A 14,955-nucleotide genomic window follows, 5' to 3' on the forward strand; every position below is an offset into this window, starting at 1 on the left:
GGTCGCGCCCGGCAGCCGAATTACCGGGCGTGGCGGGGTCGGCTGTACGGCGTACGGAGGTCAGCTGGGTGCGTGGCCGACGTGGATGCTGCGGGCGGACAGCGAGGCCAGGTCGGTCCGCCGGCCGAGGAAGTGCGGGCTGTCCGGGTCGAGCAGTTGGTGCCAGACGGAGAGGTCTGTGGTGGACAGGAACACTTCTTCGGACGCATGGCCGTGGCCGTGCCCGGTGGGCTCGGAGGCAGCTGGGTCGAGGCGGGCGACGCGGTGGCGGAGTTGGTCGATGACCTGGTCGCGGTCGGCGTCCGACAGTGGGACGGGTTTCTCGGTGAGGACCGTGCGAGTGGTGACGGCGGTCAGGCCGGCGCATTGGAGGGCGTCGGTCCAGCCGTACGGCATGGGGACCGAGCCGGGGATGCCCTCGCGCATGGCGGCGAACCAGCGGTCCTGAGCAGCGTCGAGGCGTAGCTCGAGACCGGGCTCGCCGAGGCCGAGATCCCAGGGGAGCATGCGGGTTGGCAGGCCGCCTTCGGCGAGTGCAAGCCGGCCGCCGGAGGCGAGGAGCGATGCGAGCGCCGCGACAGCCGCCTGCTGGTCGGCCGCGTGGTGGACGGAGGCGGATGCCCAGATGAGGTCGGCATGTGGGGAAGCGGAGGAGGCGGCGGCAGCGGTGGCGATCGCCGCGCGGAGCGGTTCGGGGCCGTCGTCCATCGAGACCAGTTCGCAGCGGACCAGGCCGGCGGTGTGTTTGCGGGCCTGCTGGAGGACCTCCTCGTCGGCGTCGAGGGCGACGACCGTGGCTTCCGGTACGGCGGTCGCCAGAGCCATGGCCATGCCGCCGCCTCCGCAGCCGACGTCGACGATCAGCCGGTCGGTCGGGCGGACCAGGTCGGTGGCGGCGAGGGCGTTCCAGCCGGCCTCGTCGGTCGCGGTCTTGCGCAGGTGCTCGGCGTGAGCGGCCCAGTCGATCTCGGTCATGCGGCCAGTGTCGCGGATCACGCGCGTCGGCGTCGTACGGTGTGCGGATGATCGCGACGAAGTTCTCGACCGAGCGGCTGGAGCTGCTGCCGCTGGCCGTCGAGTACGCCGAGGAGATGGCGGCGGTGCTGGCGGCGCCGGAGCTGTACGGGTTCACCGGAGGTGAGCCGCCGTCGGTGGAGCAGTTGACGCAGCGCTACCAGAAGCAGACGGCAGGTCCGGGGCGGCCTGGTGAGTACTGGCTGAACTGGGTGATCAGCCTGGACGGCGTACTGGTCGGCTACGTGCAGGCGACGGTGATCGGCGCCGAAGCGGAGATCGCGTGGGTCGTCGGCGCGGACTGGCAGGGCCGGGGAATCGCGCGGGAGGCGGCGATCGGCCTCACCGAGTGGCTGCGGAAGCAGGGAACTGAGCGACTGGTGGCTCAGGTGCACCCGGAGCACGTCGCGTCGGCGAAGGTGGCCGCGGCCGCCGGGCTCGAGGCGACCGGCGAGCTGGACGACGACGGGGAAGAACGCTGGCAAGGCTGAACCACGCCGTACCAACGGAACAGGCCCGCACCGACGAGTCGGGGCGAGCCTGTTACGCGCTTGGGGTTCAGACCGGGCGGACGTTCTCCGCCTGCGGGCCCTTCGGGCCCTGGGCCAGGTCGAACTCGACCTTCTGGTTCTCGTCGAGGGTCCGGAAGCCGTCCGTCGCGATCGCCGAGTAGTGCACGAACACGTCGGCGCCGCCGCCGTCCTGCGAGATGAAGCCGAAGCCCTTTTCGCCGTTGAACCACTTCACTGTTCCGCTAGCCATGATCTGCTCCTTTGGTGGGGCGGGTATCAGGTCCGACGGTTGCCGGCACCTGGGTTGCCGAACGAGCCCTCCCACCCGGACCGTGGCCCGGAAATGGAAAAACGCCCTGCGGATCACAACCTCCGCGGGCGTTTCAAGAACGAACGTGGAACTGCAAAACTGCAACCGACGGAAACGGTAGCACGAAATCACTGCGAGTACAGAGAGTGCCGCCGCCGCGTCCGGGGGATCCCGAATTCCCCCGGACGGCGCAGGTCTGGCACCCGGTTCAGCGGGCGTGGTCGACGGCCCAGGCCAGCGCGTCGTCGGCGATCGTCTCCCAGCCGGGCTCGGCCGGCATCAGGTGCGAGCGACCCGGGTAGACCTTCAGTTCCGTGACGGTCTGGTCCGACTTGTAGTGCTTGTAGTTGGAGCGCTGGATCGCCGGCGGCATCAGGTGGTCCTCGCCGCCCGACATCAGCAGCAGGGGAGCGCGCCGGTCGTTGGCGTAGTCGACCCAGGTGGCCTGCTTGCCGGGCCTGAAGTTGGCCAGCACGCTGTCCCACAGGATCCCGCCCGAGGCGGGGATGTGGTACCGCTCGTACAGCCGGCGCGACTCCTCCTCGGAGAACGTGTTCGTGAACGCGTAGTGCCATTGCTCGTGGGTGTAGCCGATCGCCTTCTTCCGGTTCGCCGGGTTGTTCAGGACGGGGAAGGTCGCCTTCACCTGGTTCGGCGGGATCACCCGGACGCCCTCGGTCGGCGCGGAGTTGATCGCGACGCCGGCCGCGCCGTACCCGTGGTCGAGCAGGATCTGCACGAACGCGCCACCGGCGGAGTGCCCGATCAGGATCGGCGGGGTGTCCAGCGCGCCGATGACCTTCTCGTAGTGGGCGATGATCTCCGGCACGGTGATGTCCCGGATCGGGGTCGAGTCGGCGTTCAGCGCCTCGACCTCCACCTCGTAGCCCGGGTACGCCGGGGCGATCACCGTGTAGCCGAGGCCCTCGTAGTGCGCGATCCAGTGTTCCCAGCTGCGCGGCGTGACCCAGAAACCGTGGACCAGGACGATCGTGTCGGGTGTCATCTGTCTGTCCTCCTGAGAAGTGCTGCGGTCGATGACTCCAGTCTTCGTCCACAGGCCCCCCGCGCACGCCCCGATCCGGGCCATACTTGCCCCAGATCAGGACACCCGAAAGGGGGCCGAGATGGCCGACAGGCACCGGGTCGCGATCGCGGTGCTCGGGGGGACGATGGCGCTCGACCTGGCCGTCGCCGTACAGGCGTTCGGGCGGCGCCCGACGATGTTCGACCGGATCCGCACCGAGCCGGAGTCCCCGTACGACGTGGTGCTGTGCGGGCGGACCGGCGTACCGACCTTCGGTGAGCTGCTCCCGATGGCCGAGCTGGCCACCGCGGACACCGTCGTCATTCCCGGCGTCGACGACCCGCTCGCCGCCCGTGACCCCGAGACGCTGGAGGCGATCGCGTCGGCGGCCGGTGACGGCGCCCGGCTGATCTCGCTCTGCGCGGGCGCGTTCGTCCTCGGGTACGCCGGGGTCCTGGACGGGCATCGCGTCACCACGCACTGGGCGCTGGCCGACGACTTCCGCGCCGAGTTCCCACGGGTGGAGCTGGCCGAGCACGAGCTGTACGTCGACGACGGGCAGGTCCTCACGTCGGGCGGGATGCTCGCGGCGGCCGACCTGTGCCTGCACGTACTCCGGTCCGACCACGGCCAGTCGTACGCGAACGACATGTCCCGGCTGCTGGTCAGCCCGCCGCACCGCGCCGGCGGTCAGGCGCAGTACACGAAGATCATCGAGAAGCCGCTGACCGGCGGGCTCGCGCCCGTGCTGGCGTGGATGATCGAGCACCTCGACGAGCCGCTGTCCCTGCAGTACGTCGCGGACCACGCGCACATGAGCACGCGGACGCTGGCGCGGCGTTTCCGGGCCGAGACCGGGCAGTCGCTGCTCGACTGGGTGGTGATGCGACGGGTCGAGAGAGCACGCGAGCTGCTGGAGGAGTCGGACCTGACCGTCACCCAGATCGCGTACGCCGCCGGCTTCGGCTCGACCGAGTCGCTGCGCCGGCACTTCCTGCTGAGCAGCGGGACCAGCCCGGGCGCGTACCGCGCGACCTTCAAGCTCGCGGCCGGGTAGCTACCAGGAGCCGCGGTGGTCCGGCACCATGAACGCGAACGGGATGATCAGCACCAGCACCGCCGCGAACACGATGAAGCTGTGCGCCTGCGCGACCCCCGGGTTGGCGGCGTGCGACAGGATCGCCGTGGTCACCGAGACCGCGATGATCCCGCCCGACTGCCGGAACATCCCGCGCAGCCCGGCGATGGCGGAGATCTGGTCCGGCGCGAGCTGCAGCGACGCGTTGTTCGAGGCCGGGATCGACAACCCCATCCCGATCCCTGTCACGGCGGCCGCCGCGGCCAGCCACGCGTACGGCGTGAGGCCGTGCGGCGCCAGCGACATGATCGTCATCCCGCCCGCGACCAGCAGGAACCCGCCGATCATCGGCGCGCGGTAGCCCGTACGGCGCAACGCGAACACGGCCAGCCCGGCCACGCAGATCATCCCGACAGCCCTTGCCGTGAGCAACGTTCCGGCCTCGAGCGGCTGGATCCCGTAGCGGGCCTCGGCGTACAGGGGGACGAGCGCGCCGAAGCCGAGTACGGCGGCGCCGTACAGGAGGTTGATCGCGTTCATCACGCCGAAGCCGCGGCCGCGCAGCAGCCGGACCGGGATGAACGGGTCGGCGGCGCGGTTGGCGTGCCGGACGAAGAGGATCCCGAAGACGAGGGCGAGCACCTCGCTGGCGATGAACAGCGGGTCCGACGGCGACGCGCCGCCACTGCCGAGCGAGCTGATCCCGTACATGCCGAGCAGGATCGTCAGCGCGAGCAGAGCCGCGCCGACCAGGTCGATCCGGGCCGCCTTCTTCGGCGCGCTGTGCGGGATGAACTTCCACGCCAGCAGGATCAGCAGGATCCCGGCCGGGACGTTGACCAGGAAGATCTCCCGCCACGACCAGTACGTGACGATCACGCCGCCGATGATCGGGCCGAGGATGCCGCCGATCGGGAAGATCGAGGTGAACATGCCGACCGCGCGGTCGCGGTCGCGGCCGAACTGCTCGGCGACGATGCCGGTCGCGGTCGGCATGAAGGCGCCGCCGCCGATCGCCTGGAACGCGCGGAACACGACCAGCAGGTAGATGTTGTCGGCCAGACTGCAGGCCAGCGAGGCGACGGTGAACAGGACGGCGGCGAGCAGGAAGATCTTCTTCCGGCCGAACTGGTCGCCGAGCCGGCCGGCCACCGGCATCACCAGGATCTGGCCGAGCGCGTAGATGGTGATCGTCCAGCCGCTCCAGTTCAGCTGCGCGCCGAGGTCGCGCTGGATCGCGATCAGGGCGGTGGCCACGATGGTCTGGTCGATCGAGGCCATCAGCAGCGCGATCGAGACGATCGGGAAGACGATCCACCGCTTCGGCGACGGCTCGTCCCCGCCGAGCGCGGGCCCGTCGACGACGGTGGTCGGCCCATCACTGGAAGGGCCGGCGGCGGCTGGGAGACTCTGGGGTTCCATCAGCAGTCAGAGTACATTGCTTGCCAGCAGGCAATAAAGGGGTAGCGGATGTCCGACACCGAGACGTTGAACAAGCTGCGCGGCGTGATCTCGCGGCTCGCGCGGGAGCTCAACGCCACGGCCACCGACGAGGGCCTGACGCCGACCCAGGCGTCGGTGCTCGGGCTGATCGCGTTCCGGGGCCCGCTCGGCCTGACCGAACTGGCCCAGCTGGAGGGCCTGAACCCGACGATGGTCTCCCGCGTGATCGGCCGGCTGACCGAGCTCGGCCTGATCCAGCGCGACCCGAATCCGGCCGACCTGCGTGCCATCCAGGTCGAGGCCACCGCCCAGGGCCACGAGCTGCAGAAGCGCATCAAGCTGCTGCGCACCGAGGCGATCGGCAAGTGCCTCGACCAGCTCCCGGAGGAGTCCGCCCGCACGATCATCGACGCGTTGCCCGCGCTGGAGGAACTGGCCATCGCGCTGCGCTCGACGCACGGCTGACCACCAGGGGTAGACACGACCGGCCTGGCCAGGGAACCCTGTACAACGTTGTAACCCCTGGACAGATGAGGCGTGCATGAACCGTGAGGGCTCCCAGCGGAGAAGACGGACCGGACTGCTCGCGATGGCGATGGCAGTCATCGCGTCAGGAGTGGTCATGACCCCGGCCCAGGCCGCGCAGCCGGCCGCCGGCCTGACGGAAGTCACCGGGCAGCACACCGAAACCGTCACCTCGCCGGACGGGAAGCTGCGAGTCACGATCGGCAGCGAGAACGGCCGGCTCGTCTACAGCGTGCGGAGCCGGAGCAAGGTCCTCGTCGGCACGTCCGGACTCGGGCTCGACCTCGCGGGACGGCCCAGCCTGACGCAGGGCATGACGATCGAGTCGGTCGAACGGCGTACGGTCGACGAGACCTGGAAGCCCGTCTGGGGGACCTCGAGCCAGGTCAGGAACCACGCGAGCGAGCTCACCGTGCACGCCGTCCAGGCCGGTACGGGGTTCGAGCTCGACCTGGTCTTCCGGGTCTTCGACGACGGGGTCGGCTTCCGCTACCACTTCCCCGGCCAGCCCGGCCTCGACGACTACACCGTGACGGCCGAGAAGACCGAGTTCGCCCTCGATCCCGCCGCGCGGAGCTGGTCGATCGCCGCGGGCACGGACTGGAACGCCGACGAGAAGCACTACCGCGACCTGCCGTTGTCCGGCGTCGCCACCGCGCAGACGCCGATCACCGCGTCGCCGGCCGCCGACTCGTTCGTGGTGGTGCACGAGGCCGCGCTGATCGACTACCCGAGCATGACGCTGAAGGCGGTGCAGGGCCGGCCCGGCACGTTCGCCAGCGAGCTGATCTCCCTGCCGGACGGCACCAAGGCCAAGCTGGCCGGCGAGTTCTCGACGCCGTGGCGCACGCTGACGGTCGGGCAGCGCGCCGGCGATCTGGGCGAGTCGCACCTGATCGAGAACCTCAACGACCCGTGCAAGATCTGCACCGACACGTCCTGGATCAAGCCCGCGACGTACGTCGGTGTCTGGTGGGAACTGCAGCGCCGCGACACCACCTGGTTCGCCGGGCCGAAGCACGGCGCGACCACCGCGCGGGTCAAGCAGTACATCGACCTGGCCAAGCGGGCGGGCGCCAAGTTCGTGCTGGCCGAGGGCTGGAACACCAACGCCGGTGGCCAGTGGGCCGGTCAGGACTTCCTCACGCCGCAGGCCGACTTCGACCTTCCCGAAGTCCTCCGGTACGCCGAGGCGAACGGCGTCGGCTACATCGCGCACAACGAGACCCGTGGCGACGTCGACTACTACGACGCGCACCTGGAGGAGATCTTCTCGACGTACGAGGAGCTCGGCATCCACGCGATCAAGACCGGCTACGCCACCAAGTTCCTGCTCGGCGGCGTGAACCGCAGCCACTACGACCAGGAAGCAGTCCGCCACTACCAGCGCGCCGTCGACGCGGCCGCCCGGCACAAGATCACGGTCAACGCCCACGAGGCGATCAAGCCGACCGGCCTGGGCCGCACTTACCCGAACATGATGTCCGGCGAGGGCGTCGCCGGGATGGAGCAGCAGAACTACATGGGGGCCCAGGGCAACCCTCCGGCGCAGGCGACGATCCTGCCCTTCACCCGCTTCATGGGTGGGCCCGCCGACTACACGCCCGGCGTACTGAACGTGACCTGGGACCCGGCCCGCCTCGGGACCCGCGTGCAGACCACGTCGGCCGCGCAGCTCGCGCTGTACCCGACGTTCTTCAGCCCGCTGCAGATGCTCGCGGACACGCCGGAGAACTACGCGGCCCATCCCGGATTCGCCTTCCTGAAGGACCTTCCGGCGAGCTGGGACGAGACGCGGGTCCTCGACAGCGTCATCGGGGACTACACCACGACGGCCCGGCGCAGCGGTTCCACCTGGTACCTCGGTGCGATCACCGACGAGAACGACGGGGTGCTGCAGACGCCGCTGTCGTTCCTGCGGCGCGGCACGTTCGTGGCCGAGATCTACGCCGATGCCGAGGGGACGAGCTGGAAGGGTGACCCGCTGCCCGTCGAGATCAGCAAGGTGCTGGTCAACTCGTCGACCCGGTTGTCGATGGCGCTGGCCGGGGCCGGCGGCCAAGCGGTCAAGCTCAGGCCCGCGACCGCGACGGACCTGCGGACACTGTCCTGGTACGCCGGGCCGCGTGCGGGCTACGGCACGCCCACGACCGCGCTGGACGCGGCGACCCAGCAGCTCAGCGTGAAGGTCCCGATCAGCAACTCGGGCAGCACCGTGGCCGGCTTCCCGGCGCAGGTGTTCATCGACGGTCGAGCCGTCGGACAGCCGCGCGATGTACGGGTCGCTGGTCGCGGGACGCGAACGGCCGAGTGGACGGTGCCTGCTTCCGCCGTACCGGATCGGGATTTCCTGGTGGCGGTGGGTGCGCCTGGTGGGCAGCGTGGTCGAGCGGTGCGAGTGGCTCAGCCGCGTTCGCTGCTGAAGCTCGTTCCTGAGCTGCGGCGGTCCGGCAAGTTGACGACGTTCGCGATGGTGCGGCTCGAGGTCCCGCTGATCAAGGCGGAGGGCCAGCTACTGCGGGGTGACGTGAACGGCCGGCTGCTGGCTCTGCAGGAGGCGCGGCTGGCGCTGTACGGTCTGCCTGTTGCTGAGGTGAGTGCCGAGGCCCGTACGGCGATCGACGAGTTGCTGACCACTCGGCTCGGTGAGCCGCAGGGATTGTTGTCCTTGGCACTCAAGGTGCGGCAGGCGGCCGTGGACCCGGTGTTGTCGAGCCGGCTCCTTGCCGAGCTGAAGAGTGCGATCGCCGCGGCGGTCGTCGACGACCGGGCGGGGATGCAGGCGGCTGTCACCCGGTTCACCGCCCTGGTCGAGGCGGGGCCGATCGATCCCGCGGTGGCCGCGGAGCTGCTGGCGGCCGGTGGAGTGTTTGCCGCCGGCCCCCGAACGATCGAGGCGGAGTCCGCGGAGCTCGTCAGTGGCGCGTGCCGGCGTACTGATCACACGGGCTACACGGGCACGGGTTTCGTGGCTTGTCTGAAGACCAAGGGCAGCGCCGTACGGTTCGTCGCGCCGGTCGTCGCGGCGGGTCTCTACTCGGTGCGTCTCCGCTATGCCAACGCGATCGGCACGACCCAGACGATGACGCTGGCCAGTGGGACGAAGTCGGCCCAGCTCCAGCTGCCCACGCTGGCGAACTGGGACACCTGGTCGGAGCACGAGGTCGCCCTGCCGCTCGACCCGGGCAGTCCTGTGACGTTCACTTACGGGCCGAACGACAACGGCAACGTCAACCTGGACTCGATCACCCTGGAGGCCGACCCCGGCGTGGTTCATCGCTGAGCTGCGCTTCCGTCCGGCGTAGGTTTCACCCGGAGCGAGGTGCGGGAGGTCGCCGAAGATCTCCTGCACGGCCGCGGTGATCGCGGGCCAGTCGGGAGTAGCGGGGACATCGATGACCGGTCGGTCGTGCTCGGCCGCTTCCTCCCGGATCCGCCTGGCCAGCACGACATCGCGCGCGAGCAGACCTTCGAGGCGCTCTGGCAGCGGGGTCCTCCACGCGAGCTAGCCGGGCCTCCCGGGCTCGGCGAGTTTGCTCGGGGTCAGGGACGAGCCACACCGCGACAGGGACCTCACGGCCGACGACGGGAAGAGCTGCGGACCTTCGACCAGCGCCGGTACGGCGCCCAGGTCGCGGGCGCGGATGTTCTAGGAAACCGGCGGATCGGCAGCGTCGTTCATCCGGCCGATCCTGCCACCCGACACGGGGGAGCGCTTTCCCGGAGCCTTGGTAGGCAGGGCCTATCGGATGACGCCGAATGTGACGTTGGTCATGCCTTGACCCTTCTCGAACGCCCGGCCTACTGTATGCGGTATACCGAGCCCCTCCGAAAGGCGGGACCATGGAAACTGCTGTGCCCAGGTTCGCCGTGAACTGCTCGCTCCTGTTCACCGAACTGCCTTTGCTGCAAAGACCCGCCGCCGCTCGTACTGCCGGCTTCGAGGCCGTGGAGTTCTGGTGGCCGTTCGACTCCGCTCTGCCGGGGGACGCCGAGGTCGACGCGTTCGAGCGCGCGATCCTGGAAGCCGGCGTCCAGCTGACCGGACTGAACTTCGCTGCCGGTGACATGCCGGGTGGCGACCGCGGCCTGGTGTCCTGGCCGCAACGATCGCTGGAGTTCCGCGACAACCTCGCGGTCACGCTGGGGATCGGGGAACGCCTCGGCTGCCGTGCGTTCAACGCGCTGTACGGCAACCGGGTCGAGGGAGTCGCGCCCCAGGCGCAGGACGAACTGGCCGCCGAGAACCTCGCGCTGGCCGCCACCGCGGCCGGTTCCTTCGGCGCCACGGTCCTCGTCGAACCGGTCAGCGGCGCCGAACACTACCCGCTGCTGACCGCGGCCGACGCGATCGCGGTGATCGACCGCGTGGTCGCCGAGTCCGGTGTCACGAGCATCGGGTTGCTGGCCGACCTGTACCACCTGACCGTCAACGGGGACGACGTGAGCAAGGCGATCACGACGTACGCCGACCGGATCGCGCACGTACAGATCGCGGACGCCCCCGGGCGCAACGAGCCCGGCACCGGCACGATCCCGATCGGGCAGCATCTCGGCGAGCTCGCCGAGGCCGGGTACGACGGCTGGATCGGCTTGGAGTACAAGCCGTCCGGCCCGACCGCCGACAGCTTCGGCTGGCTGACCGACCGCGAATCGTCCTGACCGACGTCCTGACCGACAAGGAGCTGGCATGCCACGAATGACTGCCGCCCGCGCGGCGGTGGAGATCCTCCGGCGCGAGGGCGTCTCCCACCTGTTCGGCCTTCCCGGCGCCGCCATCAACCCGTTCTACGCCGCCGTCCGGGCCCAGGGCGAGCTGAAACACGTGCTGGCCCGGCACGTCGAGGGTGCCTCCCGCATGGCCGAGGGCTACACCCGCGCGAAGGCCGGCAACATCGGTGTCTGCGTCGGGACGTCGGGCCCGGCCGGGACCGACATGATCACCGGCCTGTACGCCGCCTCGGCCGACTCGATCCCGATCCTGTGCATCACCGGGCAGGCGCCGGTGGCCAAGCTGCACAAGGAGGACTTCCAGGCGATCGACGTACCGTCCATCGCGCAGACGGTGACCAAGCTGGCGGTCACCGTGCTGGAGGCGGCCCAGGTCCCGGGCACCTTCCAGAAGGCGTTCCAGGTGATGCGCGGCGGGCGTCCCGGCCCGGTGCTGATCGACCTGCCGCTGGACGTCCAGCTGACCGAGATCGACTTCGATCCCGAGCTGTACGTGCCGCTGCCGATCGCGACCCCGCGCGCCAGCGTGGCCCAGGCCGAGAAGGTGCTCGACCTGCTGGCGGCGGCCGAGCACCCGCTGATCGTGGCCGGTGGTGGCATCGTGAACGCCGACGCGGCGGACCTCCTGGTCGAGTTCGCCGAGCTGAACGGCGTACCGGTGGTGCCGACGCTGATGGGCTGGGGCACGATCCCGGACGACCACCGGCTGATGGCCGGCATGGTCGGCCTGCAGACTTCCCACCGCTACGGCAACCAGACGCTGCTCGCCTCCGACCTGGTCGTCGGCATCGGCAACCGGTGGGCCAACCGGCACACCGGCGGGCTGGACGTCTACCGGGGTGAGCGCAAGTTCGTGCACATCGACATCGAGCCGACCCAGATCGGCCGGGTGTTCGCCCCCGATCTCGGCATCGTGTCGGACGCGAGGGCGGCGCTGGAGACGCTGATCCACGTCGCCCGGACCCGGATGGCCGAGGGGCCGTTGCCGGACCGGTCGGCGTGGGCGGCCGAGTGCCGGGACCGCAAACGCACGCTGGTACGGCGTACCGACTTCGACGACGTACCGGTGAAGCCGCAGCGGGTCTACCAGGAGATGAACCATGCCTTCGGACCCGACGTCCGGTACGTCTCCACGATCGGGCTGTCGCAGATCCAGGCCGCCCAGATGCTGCACGTCTACCGGCCCCGGCACTGGATCAACGCCGGCCAGGCGGGACCGCTCGGCTGGACCGGTCCGGCCGCGCTCGGGGTCGCGGTCGCCGATCCGGAGTCGACGGTCGTGGCGCTGTCGGGCGACTACGACTTCCAGTTCCTGATCGAGGAGCTCGCGGTCGGCGCGCAGTTCAAGATCCCCTACATCCACGTGGTGGTGAACAACGCCTACCTCGGGCTGATCCGGCAGGCCCAGCGCGGGCTGGACATGGACTTCTGCGTCCAGCTCTCGTTCGACAACATCAACACCCCCGAGCTCGGCGGGTACGGCGTCGACCACGTCAAGGTGGCCGAAGGCCTGGGCTGCAAGGCGTTGCGGGTGTTCGCGCCGGACGGGATCGGACCGGCGCTCGAGGAGGCCAAGAAGCTGCTCGTCGAGCACGAGGTACCGGTCGTGGTCGAGGTGATCCTGGAACGCGTCACGAACGTTGCCATGGGCACCGAGCTGGACAACGTGGTCGAGTTCGACGAGCTGGACGGCGTGGTCGACCCGATCCCGACCGCCTCCGGCCTACGAGACTGAAGGAGGGACACGATGAGAGTCGCAGTTCTCGGCGCCGGAGCGATCGGCGCGTACGTCGGCGCGGCCCTGCACCGCGGCGGGACCGAGGTCCACCTGGTGGCTCGTGGCGCCCATCTCGAGGCGATCCGGAAGAACGGCGTCCAGGTGCACAGCCCGCGCGGCGACTGGCTCGCCCGGACGCCGGCCACCGACGACCCGCAGGAGATCGGTCCGGTCGACTTCGTCTTCCTCGGGCTGAAGGCCAACTCGTACGCGACCAGCGGCCCGCTGCTGGAACCGCTGCTGCACGACAAGACCGCGGTGATCGCGGCCCAGAACGGCATCCCGTGGTGGTACTTCCACGGGCTGCCGGGCCCGTACGAGGGGCACCGGATCGAGTCGGTCGACCCGGGTGGTGAGGTGACCCGGGTCATCCAGCTCGAACGCGCGATCGGCTGCGTCGTCTACTGCTCGACCGAGCTGGACGGGCCGGGCGTCGTACGGCATCTCGAAGGGACCCGGTTCTCGATCGGCGAGCCGGTCGGCGGGCAGAGCGAGCGGTGCCTGGAGTTCAGCGAGGCGATGGTCGCGGGCGGGCTGAAGTGCCCGGTCGAGAACGACGTCCGCAACGACATCTGGATCAAGCTGCTCGGCAACGCGGCGTTCAACCCGATCAGCGCGCTGGCCCGGGCGACGATGGTCGAGATCGCCACCCACCAGGGCACCCGCGCGATGGTGAAGCTGATGATGGAGGAGACGCTGGAGATCGCCCGAGCGGTCGGCAGCACGCCCGACATCTCGGTCGACAAGCGGATCGACGGCGCCGAGCGGGTCGGCGAGCACAAGACCTCGATGCTGCAGGACCTGGAGAAGGACAAGCCGCTCGAGCTCGACGTGATCCTCGCGGCGGTGGTGGAGCTGGCCGACCTGACCGAGACCTTGGCGCCCACCCTGCGCGCGGTGCACGCCGTCGCGGATCTCTTGTCCAGCAAGGTCGGTACGTCGGCCGAGAAGGTCGCGCACGCTCCCACCTCGGGCCGGATCCCCGGCCCGGGCCGGCCGGCCGCGGTCGTCACCCCCTGACCAGGCGGGTCCGGAGGCGAGCCCTGCCCACTGCGCGCGTTCTGGGCCCACCTGTTCCACCCGCTGCGCTCCGAAGGACTCCGCGAGGTCTTTCGGGGCGCAGCGTCTATTTCGGTTGCCGGTCCTCAGCCCGGTGACTAGCGTTCCGGGCACGTCCTACCCCGCAGGGAGCTGAGGCATGCCCGGTCGTTCGCGCACGCGCTGACTCATCCGTCACCGCGTGCTGCCCGTTTCGGTGGCACCGCGACTCGTCGCGACCTCGAGGACTTCACCGTGCCCTGGAACGACCGTGAATTCGTCAAGCTCTGGATCGGCCAGACCGCTTCCAACCTTGGTGCCCAGACCGCCCAACTCACCCTGCCGCTCGTCGCGCTGACCGCGCTCGGCGGTGGTGCCGGACAGCTCGGCGCCCTCCGCGCCGCGCAGCAGATCCCGATCCTCGTCTGCTCGCTCGTCGTCGGCCGGCTGGTCGACCGCCTGCGGGCCCGCAACCTGATGGTGTACGCCGATCTCGGGCGCGCCGTCGTCCTGTCCGCGGTCCCGGCGGCCTGGCTGCTGGGCTGGCTCGGCCTGCCCTTGCTGTACTGCGTCGCCTTCCTGCTCGGCGTACTGTCCGTGTTCTTCGACGTCGCCTACCAGGCCTTCCTGCCCCGTCTGGTCCGCCGCGAGCAACTTGCCCAGGGCAACAGCCTGCTGGAGAGCGGCCGGTCGGTGACGCAGATCTCCGGGCCGGCCCTCGGGGGCGGACTGGTGTCGTTGCTCTCGGCGCCCGTCGCCGTCGTCGCGCCGGTGGTGTTCTACCTGTTCTCGTTCCTCTCGATCCAGCGGATCAAGCGGGCCGAGCGGCAGGCTCCGGTCGCGAGCCGGTCGGTGGGCTGCGGCTGGTCTTCGCCGACCGGTCGTTGCGGGCGATCGCGCTCGCGTCCGCGGTGGGCCACTTCTTCTTCGCCGGACTGATGACGGTGTACCTGGTCCACCTCGGCACGAGCTTCTCGGGCGGCGTTGTCGGGCTGGTCCTGGCGGCGCTGGGTCCGGGCGCGCTGATCGGCGCCGTGTTCTCCGCGCGGATTCCCCGGCGCTTCGGCTTCGGGCCGGTGATGATCCTGGCGGCGGTCGGCGCGGACGTCGTGATGCTCGTCGTACCGGTGTTCGCTCCGGGGGTGGTGGTCCTGATCGCCGTCAACGTGGTCTGCGGGGCGTTGACCCAGTTGATCGACGTCTCGGCCACCTCGGTACGGCAGGCGATCACGCCGCTGGACGCGCAGGGCCGGGTGGTTGCCGCGCTCAACTTCCTCGGGCTGGGGCTGGCGCCGGTGGGTTCCCTGCTCGCCGGCGCGGTGGCGGAGGTGCTCGGTGTTCGGGCGGTGCTGCTGGTGTGTGCGCTCGGGATGCTGCTGTCGCCGCTCGCGATGGTGCTGTCGCCGCTGGCGAGGCTCGGGCGGGTGCTGCCCGACCAGCAGGACCAGTGGTCTTCTCAGTAGCCCACTGGTATCCGTGGTCCTGCCGTAGGGTCGAGGT

General features: G+C 70.0%; 13 protein-coding genes. 9 read left to right on the forward strand and 4 right to left on the reverse strand.

Features of this window, described 5'->3' with window-relative positions; all coding sequences use genetic code 11:
• Nucleotides 1–60: 60 nt before the first annotated feature.
• Nucleotides 61–975: a methyltransferase gene (locus HDA39_RS00355; protein WP_184793238.1), complete on the reverse strand. Its 915-nt coding sequence runs from the start codon at nt 973–975 to the stop codon at nt 61–63.
• Between the two features lie 47 nt (nt 976–1,022).
• On the opposite strand from HDA39_RS00355, the gene HDA39_RS00360 reads away from it, so the two are divergent.
• The gene (locus tag HDA39_RS00360) at nt 1,023–1,505 is read left to right on the forward strand and encodes a GNAT family N-acetyltransferase (protein ID WP_184793239.1); all 483 of its coding nucleotides are present in this window, start codon (nt 1,023–1,025) and stop codon (nt 1,503–1,505) included.
• Nucleotides 1,506–1,572: 67 nt separating this feature from the next.
• On the opposite strand, the gene HDA39_RS00365 is transcribed toward HDA39_RS00360, so the two are convergent.
• Together HDA39_RS00365 and HDA39_RS00370 are read right to left on the reverse strand one after the other, a co-directional pair.
• Nucleotides 1,573–1,776 (reverse strand): cold-shock protein, encoded by a 204-nt coding sequence (locus HDA39_RS00365; RefSeq protein WP_012919747.1) that lies wholly within the window; start codon nt 1,774–1,776, stop codon nt 1,573–1,575.
• Nucleotides 1,777–2,044: 268 nt separating this feature from the next.
• On the reverse strand, nt 2,045–2,842 hold the full coding sequence (locus tag HDA39_RS00370) for an alpha/beta hydrolase (RefSeq protein ID WP_184793240.1): 798 nt from the start codon (nt 2,840–2,842) through the stop codon (nt 2,045–2,047).
• Between the two features lie 121 nt (nt 2,843–2,963).
• Here HDA39_RS00370 and HDA39_RS00375 point away from each other — a divergent pair, with 121 nt between their 5' ends.
• A complete protein-coding gene (locus HDA39_RS00375; protein WP_202892818.1) occupies nt 2,964–3,920 on the forward strand; it encodes a GlxA family transcriptional regulator in 957 nt (318 codons plus the stop codon).
• On the opposite strand, the gene HDA39_RS00380 is transcribed toward HDA39_RS00375, so the two are convergent.
• Entirely contained in the window at nt 3,921–5,363 is a 1,443-nt protein-coding gene (locus HDA39_RS00380) for an MFS transporter (protein ID WP_184793241.1), read from the reverse strand. It abuts the gene before it with no gap.
• Between the two features lie 48 nt (nt 5,364–5,411).
• On the opposite strand from HDA39_RS00380, the gene HDA39_RS00385 reads away from it, so the two are divergent.
• The 7 genes from HDA39_RS00385 to HDA39_RS42975 all read left to right on the forward strand — a co-directional run bounded on the left by HDA39_RS00385 (nt 5,412) and on the right by HDA39_RS42975 (nt 14,918).
• Nucleotides 5,412–5,849: a MarR family winged helix-turn-helix transcriptional regulator gene (locus tag HDA39_RS00385; protein ID WP_184793242.1), complete on the forward strand. Its 438-nt coding sequence runs from the start codon at nt 5,412–5,414 to the stop codon at nt 5,847–5,849.
• A gap of 76 nt (nt 5,850–5,925) precedes the next feature.
• Nucleotides 5,926–9,192, forward strand: a complete 3,267-nt coding sequence (locus tag HDA39_RS00390; RefSeq protein ID WP_184793243.1) for a glycoside hydrolase family 97 N-terminal domain-containing protein — start codon at nt 5,926–5,928, stop codon at nt 9,190–9,192.
• Between the two features lie 560 nt (nt 9,193–9,752).
• Nucleotides 9,753–10,571: a hydroxypyruvate isomerase family protein gene (locus HDA39_RS00395; protein WP_184793244.1), complete on the forward strand. Its 819-nt coding sequence runs from the start codon at nt 9,753–9,755 to the stop codon at nt 10,569–10,571.
• Nucleotides 10,572–10,599: 28 nt separating this feature from the next.
• A complete protein-coding gene (gcl, locus tag HDA39_RS00400) occupies nt 10,600–12,375 on the forward strand; it encodes a glyoxylate carboligase (RefSeq protein ID WP_184793245.1) in 1,776 nt (591 codons plus the stop codon).
• Nucleotides 12,376–12,387: 12 nt separating this feature from the next.
• The gene (locus HDA39_RS00405; protein ID WP_184793246.1) at nt 12,388–13,437 is read left to right on the forward strand and encodes a 2-dehydropantoate 2-reductase; all 1,050 of its coding nucleotides are present in this window, start codon (nt 12,388–12,390) and stop codon (nt 13,435–13,437) included.
• Nucleotides 13,438–13,710: 273 nt separating this feature from the next.
• Nucleotides 13,711–14,394, forward strand: coding sequence for an MFS transporter (locus HDA39_RS42970; RefSeq protein WP_202892819.1), 684 nt, complete (start codon nt 13,711–13,713; stop codon nt 14,392–14,394).
• The gene (locus tag HDA39_RS42975) at nt 14,367–14,918 is read left to right on the forward strand and encodes an MFS transporter (protein ID WP_337925580.1); all 552 of its coding nucleotides are present in this window, start codon (nt 14,367–14,369) and stop codon (nt 14,916–14,918) included. The genes HDA39_RS42970 and HDA39_RS42975 overlap by 28 nt, the downstream gene beginning before the upstream one ends.
• Nucleotides 14,919–14,955 lie beyond the last annotated feature (37 nt).

Source organism: Kribbella italica (assembly GCF_014205135.1).
GTDB lineage: Bacteria > Actinomycetota > Actinomycetes > Propionibacteriales > Kribbellaceae > Kribbella > Kribbella italica.